8 protein-coding genes are annotated in these 11,759 nt (G+C 61.1%); 5 read left to right on the top strand and 3 right to left on the bottom strand.

What is annotated here, in order from left to right; all coding sequences use genetic code 11:
• Positions 1 to 555: an NADPH-dependent FMN reductase gene (locus tag BCM02_RS28480; protein WP_148932534.1), complete on the top strand. Its 555-nt coding sequence runs from the start codon at positions 1 to 3 to the stop codon at positions 553 to 555.
• Positions 556 to 686: 131 nt separating this feature from the next.
• Here the strand turns inward: BCM02_RS28480 and BCM02_RS28485 are convergent, their stop codons facing one another.
• The 3 genes from BCM02_RS28485 to BCM02_RS28495 are packed head-to-tail and all read right to left on the bottom strand — an operon-like array spanning position 687 to position 3,083.
• Positions 687 to 1,661 (bottom strand): electron transfer flavoprotein subunit alpha/FixB family protein, encoded by a 975-nt coding sequence (locus BCM02_RS28485; protein WP_148932535.1) that lies wholly within the window; start codon positions 1,659 to 1,661, stop codon positions 687 to 689.
• Between the two features lie 30 nt (positions 1,662 to 1,691).
• Complete coding sequence (locus BCM02_RS28490; protein ID WP_148932536.1) at positions 1,692 to 2,462, bottom strand: electron transfer flavoprotein subunit beta/FixA family protein; 771 nt, start codon at positions 2,460 to 2,462, stop codon at positions 1,692 to 1,694.
• Positions 2,463 to 2,498: 36 nt separating this feature from the next.
• Positions 2,499 to 3,083, bottom strand: coding sequence for a fatty acid metabolism transcriptional regulator FadR (locus BCM02_RS28495; protein ID WP_148932537.1), 585 nt, complete (start codon positions 3,081 to 3,083; stop codon positions 2,499 to 2,501).
• Between the two features lie 447 nt (positions 3,084 to 3,530).
• Here BCM02_RS28495 and BCM02_RS28500 point away from each other — a divergent pair, with 447 nt between their 5' ends.
• The 4 genes from BCM02_RS28500 to BCM02_RS28515 all read left to right on the top strand — a co-directional run bounded on the left by BCM02_RS28500 (position 3,531) and on the right by BCM02_RS28515 (position 11,739).
• Positions 3,531 to 5,672 (top strand): heterodisulfide reductase-related iron-sulfur binding cluster, encoded by a 2,142-nt coding sequence (locus BCM02_RS28500; RefSeq protein WP_148932538.1) that lies wholly within the window; start codon positions 3,531 to 3,533, stop codon positions 5,670 to 5,672.
• A gap of 323 nt (positions 5,673 to 5,995) precedes the next feature.
• Positions 5,996 to 8,392, top strand: a complete 2,397-nt coding sequence (locus BCM02_RS28505) for a 3-hydroxyacyl-CoA dehydrogenase/enoyl-CoA hydratase family protein (protein WP_148932539.1) — start codon at positions 5,996 to 5,998, stop codon at positions 8,390 to 8,392.
• Positions 8,393 to 8,416: 24 nt separating this feature from the next.
• The gene (locus BCM02_RS28510) at positions 8,417 to 9,598 is read left to right on the top strand and encodes an acetyl-CoA C-acyltransferase (RefSeq protein WP_148932540.1); all 1,182 of its coding nucleotides are present in this window, start codon (positions 8,417 to 8,419) and stop codon (positions 9,596 to 9,598) included.
• Positions 9,599 to 9,957: 359 nt separating this feature from the next.
• Positions 9,958 to 11,739, top strand: coding sequence for an acyl-CoA dehydrogenase family protein (locus BCM02_RS28515; RefSeq protein ID WP_148932541.1), 1,782 nt, complete (start codon positions 9,958 to 9,960; stop codon positions 11,737 to 11,739).
• Positions 11,740 to 11,759 lie beyond the last annotated feature (20 nt).

An 11,759-nucleotide genomic window follows, 5' to 3' on the forward strand; every position in this document is an offset into this window, starting at 1 on the left:
ATGCAACAACGCAGCATGATCGTGCTTGGTATTTCCGGAAGTTTGCGCGCGCAATCCTCGAATACGCGGCTGCTCGCTTCGATCGGAAGCATGATGCCCGCGGGTACGGAGTTTCGCATGCATCACGGACTCGCGAATTTACCGCATTTCAGTCCGGATTTAGACGGTGACGAAGCTCAAGTGGATGGAGCCGTGCGAGAATGGAGGGAGGAATTAAGAGCGTCGGATGCGTGCGTGATCTGTACGCCTGAATATGCGCGAGGAGTGCCGGGCTCCTTAAAGAACGCACTGGACTGGAGCGTATCCTCCGGTGAGTTCATGAATATGCCGACGGCCGTCTTAAGCGCTTCTCCGCACGCTGACGGCGGCTCGACCGCGCTCCATTCACTTACATTAACGCTGCAGATGATGAGCGCAGCCATCCCGGAGAAAGCAACGATGGCGGTTCCATTCATCAGTAAAATCATTGCGGCGGATGGCAGCGTGACGGATACGGACATCTCGTCGTCGCTTCGCGACATGGTTACGGCACTGACGCAAGCCGTCCCGGAATAGGCAGTCGGTAATGGAGCTGCGGGAGATTTACGAGCATAAGCCAAAGAGAGCACGCAAGCGGAGGACCGAGTCCTCCGGCTAACGTGCTCTCTTTCGTGTTAGATCCGCAACTCCCCGTGCCTACGCTCGCGCTACGCCAGTACCTTGCGGAACTCCTGCGTCAGCAGCGGCACGACCTCGAACAGGTCCCCGACGATGCCATAGTCGGCCAGCTGGAAGATCGGCGCCTCCGGGTCCTTGTTGATCGCGATGATGATGCGCGAGCCGCTCATGCCGGCGACGTGCTGGATGGCGCCGCTGATGCCGCAGGCGATGTAGATCTCCGGCGTGACGACCTTCCCGGTCTGGCCGATCTGCAGCGCGTAGTCGCAGTAGCCCGCGTCGCACGCGCCGCGCGAAGCGCCGACCGCGCCGCCGAGCAGGTCGGCGAGCTCCTCGAGCGGCTTGAAGCCGTCCGCGTTCTTGACGCCGCGCCCGCCGGAGACGATAACCTTCGCTTCGGTCAGGTCGACCTTGCCGGACGTCTTGCGCACGACGTCGCGCACGACGGTGCGCAGGTCGGCCGCCGGAGCCGCCGCGTGCTTCTCGATCGCCGCGCCGCCGCCCGCCGCTTCAGCCGCCGGAATGTTGTTCGGGCGAACCGTCACGACCCACGGGTAGGCGAGGAACGTCTTCTTCTCGATTGCCTTGCCCGCATAGATCGGACGGGTGAAGACGACCTCGCCGCCTTCTTGGTCGATTGCCGTCACGTCGGACAGCTGGCCGGCCGACAGCTTGGCGGCGAGCGCCGGCGCAAGGTCGCGGCCGATCGCCGTATGGCCGAGGAACAAACCGTCCGGTTTCAGCGCGTCGAGCAGCGGGGTCAGCGCCCGCACATAGGCTTCCGGGTTGTACGCGTTTAAACCCTCATTCTCTATAACGTGCACCTTCGCGAGGGGATAGGCCGCCAGCTCCGAAGCCAGCGCATCCAGGCCGCCGCCGAGCAGCGCCGCGTGGATCGCGTCGCCGTCCTGCGCGCTTCTCGCCGCCGCTTGAAGCGCTTCCAAAGTGACCTGACGAAGCTTGCCGTCACGGTGCTCTGCTACGATCAGAAACGTTTTGCTCATCTTAGGGTTCCTCCCTTGGAATCGTCCGGATTAAATGGCTTTGGATTGCGTGCGGAGCAGCTCGACGAGCTTCGCGGCCTGGGAGGCGAGATCGCCCGACAGGATTTGGCCCGCTTGGCGGCTCGGCGGCAGGGACAGCGATTGGCGCGCGGTCTTCGCTTCGAGATCGCCCGCGGAGACGCCGACATCGTCCAGTGTCAGCTGCTTGAACGGCTTCTTCTTCGCCTTCATAATGCCCGGCAGGGACGGGTAGCGCGGCTCGTTCAGCCCTTGCTGCGCGGTGAACACGGCCGGCAGCTGCACGTCGACGCGCTCCAGATCGCCTTCGGCGTCGCGCTCGGCGCTGGCGGACCCGCCGCTGACCGTCAGCTTCGTGATGGAGGAGACATGCGGAATGCCGAGCGTCTCGGCCAGACGGACGGCCACCTGCGAGCCGCCGGTATCGACGGAGAAATTGCCGCCGAGAATGACGTCGGCCGATTGCTGCTTCAGATAGGCGGCCAGCACGACGGAGACGGCGTATTCGTCCTGCGGAATGCGGTCGTCCTCGATCAACACCGCTTCGTCGGCGCCCATGGCCAGCGCCGTGCGCAGCGCTTCGGCGGTGCGGGCAGGGCCGACGGACAGCACGGTCACGCTGTTCGCCCCGCTCTCTTCCTTCAGGCGGATCGCTTCCTCGACCGCGTATTCGTCATACGGGTTGATGACGAACTTGACGCCATCCTCGGATACGGCCCCATTGCTAACGACGATTTTTTCCTCCGTGTCAAACGTTTGCTTCAGCAGTACGACGACATTCATCTGACATGCTCCTCTCGAATTGAAGAATAGGATGAATTAAGGCTTCAGGGCGCGCAGGAAGAACGAGACGGTATTCTCGATCTGCGCGGATAGCGAATACTTGCGGCCGGAGATGAGCCAGGAAGTGACGACCTCGTCCATCGCGCCGAAGATCAACAGGCGGGTCAGCTTCACGTCCAGCCCGGCGCGGAACGTGCCTTCGTCCATGCCCTTCACGAGCACGTTCTCGATCAGGTCGATGTACGGCTTGAGCGCCTGGCCGATCGACTTGCGCAGCTCGAGCGAACTCTGCCTAAGCTCGATCTGCGTCACGTAGGCGAGCGTCGGATTTCGCTCCAGCTCCGTATAATGAAGCTCGCAAATGCGGCGAAGCGCTTCGTCGGCGGTCGCCGACTCCCGGGCGGAGGCTTCGAACTTGCCGACAAGCTCGCCCAAGCGTTCGCGGAATAAGGAAACGAGGATATCCTCCTTATTCTTGAAATATAAATAGATCGTACCGTCCGCCACGCCGGCTTCCTTGGCGATCTTCGACACTTGCGAGCCATGGTACCCGTTCTCGGCGAACACTTTGACGGCAGCATCGAGGATCAATTCAAATTTATTCATTTTTTTACTTGTCATGAATCGCACCTCGGTGTTAAGATCTAACCAGAAACTGAATGAATGGTCATTCATTTTCTTGAATCCATCTTATGAAATCCGCAGGACGTTGTCAATGTTATCCGCATAAGTTTTACGGCAGCACGCGCTAGAGGAACGAACGAGGGGTAATCGCTTCTTCAAATACAAGAATTCATAAGTTTTACGCTTATCGATACTCTTGTATTTCATGTTTGCTGAATGCTGCATTCCCAATCTTCGGATTGTGAACGCAAACCAATCAGCTTCAATGGAATGAAACGAGCTTCGCCGCGCAAGACGGCGTCAACCGCTTCACCTTATCTAGATGCAGGCATGTCGGTCATGAAGGAATGACCGTATACGCGAATCGGGTATGCAGGACGTTCCTTTTTCAAACATTGTAAATGTAAAGGCTTACATTTATATCTGAAGAAAGGTTGGGTGCTCATGCTGTTGTCTGTGCTGCTTTATGTATCATTCCTTCTGGTTGTCGGGTACGCCCTTTCGTTGTTCTATAAGGCCGTCTATCACCGCTACCTGTACATCAAGCTGGGCAAGCCGCCGGAGAAGCCGTTCGACTGGCGCAGCCGGGTGAACGATCTGCTCGCCCAGGCGTTCGGGCACACGAAGCTGCTAAAGGATAAACGAAGCGGCATCATGCACCTGGTCATCTTCTATGGCTTCATCATCCTGCAATTCGGCGCGCTCGATCTCATCTATACCGGCTTGTCCGGGGGAGATCCGCTGCCGATTCCGGGTTACAACGTGTTCGGGCTGACGCAGGAGATCACGGTGCTGCTCATTCTGCTGGCGACGGGGTACGCGGCATACCGCCGCTACGGCGAGAAGTTGTCCCGGTTGAAGAAGGGGCTGAAGCCCGCCATCGTCCTTATCCTCATCTCGACGCTGATGCTGACGGTCATCTTGTCGCTCGGCTTCCATCGCGTCTGGACCGGGCATGAAGCATCCGGCTACGCGCCGGTGTCGTCGCTCATCGCGGCAGCTGCGGCGGGGCTGTCGGTTACGGCGGCGAAGGCGCTGTTCTTCATCTTCTGGTGGGCGCATCTGCTTATCTTGCTGACGTTCCTGGTGTACGTGCCGCAGTCGAAGCATTTTCACCTCATCACCGCGCCGGTCAACATCTTCATCGGCCGCGTGGAGCCGGTCGGCAAGCTGAGCAAGCTCGATCTCGAGGACGAAGAGGCGGAATCGTTCGGCGTCGGCAAAATCGAAGACTTCAAGCAGAAACAGATGCTCGACTTCTACGCTTGCGTGGAATGCGGACGATGCACGAACGTCTGCCCGGCCTCGAATACCGGCAAGGTGCTCTCGCCGATGCATATGATCGTCAAGCTGCGCGACCATCTCACCGAGAAGGGCGCGGCGATCACGAGCAAGTCCCCATGGATGCCGGAATTCGCATTTCCGATTGGAAGCGCTCACAACATGTCCGACGGGGCGACGGAGACGATGCCGGCCTGGGAGACCGAGGGTATTACGGACATTGGACCGACGATGGACTGGCAGAAGAAGACGTGGCAGCCGTCGGAGAAGAAGCCGGAGGAGATGTCGCTCATCGGCGACGTCATGACCGAGGAGGAGATCTGGGCGTGCACGACGTGCCGCAACTGCGAGGATCAATGCCCGGTCGGCAACGAGCACGTCGACAAGATCGTCGATCTGCGCCGCCACCTCGTCCTGATGGAGGGCAGCGTGCCGCACGAAGGGCAGCGCGCGATGCAGAACATTGAGCGCCAGAGTAACCCTTGGGGCATCAGCCGGGCCGACCGCAGCAAGTGGACCGGCGAGATCGGCGGCATCCCGGTGCCGACCGTGCGCGAGAACCCGGACTTTGACATCCTGTTCTTCGTCGGCTCGATGGGTTCCTACGACAACCGCAGCCGCAAAGTGTCCCGCGCGCTCGTCCGTCTGTTGAACGAAGCGGGCGTCAACTTCGCGATACTCGGCAACGAGGAGAAGAACTCCGGCGACACGCCGCGGCGGATGGGCAACGAGATGCTGTTCCAGCAGCTGTGCGCGGAGAACATTGAGACGTTCCAGAAGTACGGCGTGCGCAAGATCGTGACGGCATGTCCGCATACGTTCAATACGCTGAAGAACGAATATCCCGAATTCGGGCTGGAGGGGGTGGAAGTGCTCCACCATACGCAGCTGCTGGATGAGCTGCTGAAGGAAGGGCGCCTGACGCCGAAGCATAACGTCGATGAACGCATTACGTACCACGATTCCTGTTACCTGGGGCGCTACAACAATGTATACGATCAACCGCGGGATATTCTGCGTGCGATACAAGGCGTCGAGCTGGTCGAGATGGCCAGAACGCGCGAGAACGGCATGTGCTGCGGCGCCGGCGGCGGCATGATGTGGATGGAAGAGGCGGCCGGCAAAAGGGTCAACCTCGCTCGCACCGAACAGGCGCTGGAAGTGAACCCGACGATGATCAGCAGCGCGTGCCCGTTCTGCCTGACGATGCTCGAGGACGGCACGAAGCTTGCGGACGCTGACGACCGCGTGAAGGCGCGCGACGTGGCGGAGATTTTGGAGCAGGCGGTGTTCGGGGCGGCTTAACGTTCGGGAAAAAGGCATTGCACGGAAAGGCAACCGAGCGATGCCGGGCTGTCCGGTTTAACGGCGATCGATCTGCCGCGGCAACGGCAGCATGAGCTCGCTGAGGATTTATGCGAAAACGACATCGTGCGAAATAGGCAATCACACTGATGCCGAAGCGCCGATATGACGGCGATCGCACTGCCGCTGCAACGGCAGCGCGAACCCGCCGAGAATTCCTTGCAAGCGCAAGCGAAGGTCCGGCAGCGCCGTTAGCGAGGCGCGATTGAGTCCGGCAGATTCAGCGACAACCTACCCATTACCACTCAGGAGGGATTATCCGCATGGCAGCACACATTTCGAAAGCCGCCGTAATCGGCTCTGGCGTCATGGGCGCGAGCATTGCCGCCCATCTGGCGAACGCAGGCATTCCGAGCCTGCTGCTCGACATCGTTCCGAAATCCTTGACCGCGGAAGAAGAAGCGAAAGGGCTGACGCTCGAATCCCCGACCGTCCGCAACCGTCTGGCCGCCGGCGCGCTCGCCAAGCTGCCGTCCATCAAGCCTTCGCCGCTGTACGACGACGCATTCGTCTCCCGGATCACACCGGGCAACATCGAGGACGATCTGCACCGGATCAAGGACGTGGATTGGGTCATCGAAGTCGTCGTGGAGAATTTGGCCGTGAAGCAGAGCCTGCTCGAGAAGATCGAAGCCCATTGGAAGCCGGGCACCATCGTCAGTTCGAACACGTCGGGCATCTCGATCAACGCGATGGCCGAAGGCCGCGGCGATGCGTTCAAGTCGCATTTCCTGGGGACGCACTTCTTCAATCCGCCGCGCTACATGAAGCTGATGGAGATTATCCCGGGCGAGCAGACGGATCCGGCGATCGTGAGTCAAATGTCGGCCTTCTCCGAACGCGCGCTCGGCAAAGGCGTCGTCGTCGCCAAAGATACGCCGAACTTCGTCGGCAACCGGATCGGCACGTACGGGCTGCTCGCGACGCTGCAGGTGATGGCGGACAAAAGGCTGACCGTCGACGAGATCGATGCGATCACGGGGCCGGCGATGGGCCGTCCGAAGAGCGCGACGTTCCGGACGCTCGACCTGGTCGGCATCGACACCTTCGTCCACGTCGCGAACAACGTGTTCGAGAAGGTCGACAACGAAGCGGAGAAAGCGGTGTTCGAACCGTCTCAGTTGCTCAAGGATCTGGTCGCGCGCGGCTGGATCGGCGAGAAGGCGGGGGGCGGTTTCTATAAGAAAGTGAAGGGCGAGAAGGGCAGTGAAATTCTGTCGCTCGACCTCGGCACGATGGACTACGCCAAGGGGAAGAAGCCGGCGTCGGCTTCGCTCGAAGCGGCGAAGGCGGCCAAGGGCGCCAAGGAGAAGACGAAGGCGATGCTCGGCGGCAAAGACAAGTATGCGGAAGCCGCTTGGGAAATCGTGAAGCTCACGCTCGTGTACGCGGCGGAGAAGGTCGGCGAGATCGCGGATACGATCGTGGACATCGACAAGGCGATGAAATGGGGCTTTAGCTGGGAGCTCGGCCCGTTCGAGCTGTGGGACGCGATCGGCCTCGTCCGTTCGGTCGAGCGCATGGAAGCCGAAGGCACGCAGGTGCCGGCTTGGGTGAAGGATTGGATCGCCGCGGGCAACAAGTCGTTCTACCAGAAGGAAGCGGGCAGCGTCGCCTACGCGTACGACGGCAAGTTCCGCGCCGTGGAGCAGCCGCGCGAGATCATCTCGCTGCGCGCGCTGAAGGAGCAGAACAAGGTCATTCGCGGCAACAGCGGCGCGAGCCTGATCGACGTCGGCGACGGCGTGGCGGCGCTCGAATTCCACTCGCCGAACAACGCGATCGGCGCGGACATTCTGATGATGATTCAGCAGAGCGTCGAGGAAGTGCGCAAGAATTACGACTCGCTCATCATCGCCAACGAAGGACGCCACTTCTGCGTCGGCGCCAACATCATGCTGCTGCTCATGGAAGCGCAGGACGAAGAGTGGGATGAGGTCGACGCCATCATCCGCCTGTTCCAGGACACGATGATGAAGCTGAAGCATTTCGAGAAGCCGGTCGTGGCGGCGCCGCACCGGATGACGCTCGGCGGAGGCGTGGAAGTGTGCTTGCCGGCGGACGAGATGGCGCTGAACGCCGAGACGTATTTCGGCCTCGTCGAAGTCGGGGTCGGCTTGATTCCGGCAGGCGGCGGATGTAAAGAGCTGACGCTGCGCCTGAGTCAGGCGAATCCGAATTCGGAGGTCGACCTGCAGCCGCACATTAACGAGCTGTTCCTGAACATCGGCACGGCCAAAGTATCGACGAGCGCGCACGACGCGCGGGGACTCGGCTATCTGAGAAGCAACGACCGCGTCATCATGAACCAAGACTACCTGATCTATGAAGCGAAGCAAGCCGCGCTTCGCCTGACGCAGGCCGGCTACGAGGCGCCGCGGGCGCAGAAGATTCGCGTCGTCGGCTCGGACGGCAAAGCGGTACTGAAGATGGGCGCGCTCGGCATGCATCAGAGCGGCTACATCAGCGCCCACGACCTGCTGATCGCCAAGAAGCTGGCGCACGTGCTCGCGGGCGGCGACGTGCCGGCGAACACGCTCGTCACCGAACAATACATGCTGGACCTCGAGCGCGAGGCGTTCCTGAGCCTATGCGGCGAACCGAAGACGCAGCAGCGGATGCAGCACATGCTTGCCAAAGGCAAAGCGCTTCGCAACTAAATCCCGAAGGAGGGCGAACAACGCATGAGAGAAGCAGTCATCGTATCGGTCGCGCGGACGCCGGTGGGCCGCGCCAAGAAAGGGAGCTTCGTGCACACGCGGGCCGAGGACCTCGGCAAGGCGGCGCTCGAGGCGGTCATCGACCGCGCGCCGGGCGTGAGCAAAGAGGACGTCGAAGACATCATTATCGGTTGCGCCATGCCGGAGGGCGAGCAAGGGCTCAACTTCGCGCGGATCATGTCGCTGTACGCGGGCTTCCCGTCGACGGTGCCGGCGCTGACGATCAACCGGTTCTGTTCCTCCGGCCTGCAGTCGATCGCCTTCGCGGCGGAGCGCATCATGAGCGGCGGCGCGGACATCATCATTGCCGGCGGCGTGGAGAGCATGAGCCACGTGCCGATGGCGGGCTTCAAGCCGGCGCCGCATCCGGTCATCGTCGACGAGCGGCCGGACATCTACATCGGCATGGGCCACACGGCGGAGAACGTCGCGGACCGCTTCGGCATCTCCCGTGAGGACCAGGACCGCTTCGCGGCCGACAGCCACCGCAAAGCCGCGGCGGCGCTGGCGCGCGGGGCGTTCAAGGAAGAGATCGTCCCGGTCGCGACGAGCGTTCGCGGCTTCGATAACGGCAAAGCGTGGGAGAAGAAGTTCGTGCTCGAGATGGACGAAGGCGTCCGTCCGGACACGACCGAGCAAGGACTGGCGAAGCTGCGCCCGGCGTTCAAGCCGACCGGCAGCGTCACCGCGGGCAACGCGTCGCAGATGAGCGACGGCGGCGCGGCGGTGCTCGTCATGAGCCGCGAGAAGGCCGACGAGCTAGGCCTCAAGCCGCTCGCCGCGTTCAAATCGTTCGCTCTCGCGGGCGTCGACCCGGACATCATGGGCGTCGGCCCGGTCGAAGCGATTCCGAAGGCGCTGAAGAAAGCCGGCCTCTCCGTCGGCGAGATCGACCTGTTCGAGATCAACGAAGCGTTCGCGTCCCAATGCTTACACATCATCCGCGCTTTAGAGCTCGACGAGGATAAAGTCAACGTCAACGGCGGCGCGATCGCGCTCGGCCACCCGCTCGGCTGCACGGGCACCAAGCTGACGGCGAGCCTCATCTACGAGCTGCGCAGACGCGGCGGCGGCCACGGCGTGGTCTCCATGTGCATCGGCGGCGGCATGGGCGCGGCAGGCGTGTTCGAGGTGTATCCGGAGTAGGTGCGGCTAGCGCTCTTGCCGTCAGTCGCAATCAAGCGACGGAAGCGCGTGCTCCATGGGCTGCAAGCAAGGTCTATCCAACTCGAAGAGAAGACGCGAAGCTTCTCTTCACCTCTGCTCAGAAAACAATGAACTACATCCTTTATAAGGTTGAGAATTGCGAAACAAAGAGTGTAGCGGAATGAATGATTCTGGAGAAGCGACAGCGCTCGCCTTTGTCCCCGGATATAAACCGATATCCCGTTTATTCATATAAATCCGGGGACAACAGCGATCGCAAGAACATTCTATTCCGCGGAACGAGTTGTTTCGGCGCTTTTTCCACCTTATGACACCCCAATTTCAGGAGGTTTTCCCCTATGGATAAAACGTTCGATAAAGTCGTCGGCGGCAGCTTCGTCATTCAAGACTTCGATTTTCGTTCCATCGTCACCGCGGACGACCTGACCGAAGAGCAGCGCATGATCGCCGAGACGACGGCGGAGTTCATCGAGCGCGACGTGCTGCCGGCGGATGAGCATCTGGAGAAGCTGGACTACGACCTTACCGTGAAGCTCATGCGCAAAGCCGGCGAGCTCGGCCTGCTCAGCGCGGACGTGCCGGAAGCGTTCGACGGCCTCGGCCTCGACAAAGTCAGCTCCACGCTCATCAGCGAGAAGCTGTCCCGGGCGGCGTCGTTCGCGCTCTCGATCGGCGCGCACGTCGGCATCGGCACGCTGCCGATCGTCTACTTCGGCTCGCTGGAGCAGAAGCGCAAATACTTGCCGGATCTCGCCAGCGGCGCGCGCATCGCGGCGTACTGCCTCACCGAGCCGTCCTCCGGCTCCGACGCCCTCGGCGCGAAGGCGACGGCGAAGCTGTCCGAAGACGGCACCCATTACGTGCTGAACGGCACGAAGCAGTTCATCACGAACGCCGGTTTCGCGGACGTGTTCATCGTGTATGCCAAGGTAGACGGCCAGCACTTCAGCACGTTCATCGTCGAGCGGACGATGGAAGGCGTCAGCCTCGGGCCGGAAGAGAAGAAGATGGGGATAAAAGGAAGTTCGACGCGTCCGCTCATTCTGGAAGATGTGCAGGTGCCGGTCGAGAACTTGTTATGGGAGGTTGGCAAAGGCCATCTTATCGCCTTCAACATCCTGAACATTGGCCGATACAAGCTGGCCGTCGGCTGCCTCGGCGCGGCGAAGGAAGCGATCGACCTGAGCGCGAAATACGCGAATGAGCGCACCCAGTTCGGCAAGCCGATCTCCTCGTTCCCGCTCATCGGCAAGAAGCTGGCCGAGATGAACACGAAGACGTACGTGCTGGAGAGCGTCATTTACCGGACGGCCGGCCTCATGGACGCGGGGCTCGCGGACATCGACCATAACTCGCCGGAAGCGGGCGGCCTGTCGGCGAAAGCGATCGCCGAATACGCCATCGAATGCTCGATCAACAAAGTGTTCGGCTCCGAAGTGCTCGACTTCGTGGCGGACGAGGGCGTCCAAATTCACGGCGGCTACGGCTTCATTCAAGAATACAAAGTCGAGCGCATCTACCGCGACTCGCGCATTAACCGCATTTTCGAAGGCACGAACGAAATCAACCGCCTTCTCATCCCGGGCACGCTCGTGAAGCGCGCGATGAAGGGCGAGCTGCCGCTTCTCCAGAAGGCGCAGGCGCTCCAGGGCGAGCTGCTGCAGCTCATCCCGGGCCAAGTATTTGAAGGAGCATTGGAGGAAGAGACGCATCTGGTCGGCATGGCGAAGAAAATTTTCCTCATGGCGGGCGGCACGGCGGTGCAGAAGTTCGGGCCGAAGCTCGAGCAGGAGCAGGAATCGCTGAGCAACCTGGCCGACATCATGATACAGATCTTCGCGATGGAGAGCGCGCTGCTGCGCACGCAGAAGCTTGTCGAGAAGCAGGGCGAAGACAAGTCGGCGCAGGCGATCGCGATGACGCGCGTGTTCATTCACGAGGCGTTCGCCGAGATCGAAGGGTTGGCGAAGGAAATCCTGTCGACGATCGAAGCGGGCGATACGCTGCGCACCCAGCTGTCCGTGCTGAAGAAGCTCACGCGCCGCAGCGCCGTCAATACCGTGCAGCTTAAGCGCCAGATCGCGGCGCGCGTCATCCAATCCGAATCGTATTCCGTCTAGGAGCGATTCTTAACCTAAGA

This window comes from Paenibacillus methanolicus (genome assembly GCF_008124765.1).
GTDB lineage: Bacteria > Bacillota > Bacilli > Paenibacillales > Paenibacillaceae > Paenibacillus_Z > Paenibacillus_Z methanolicus.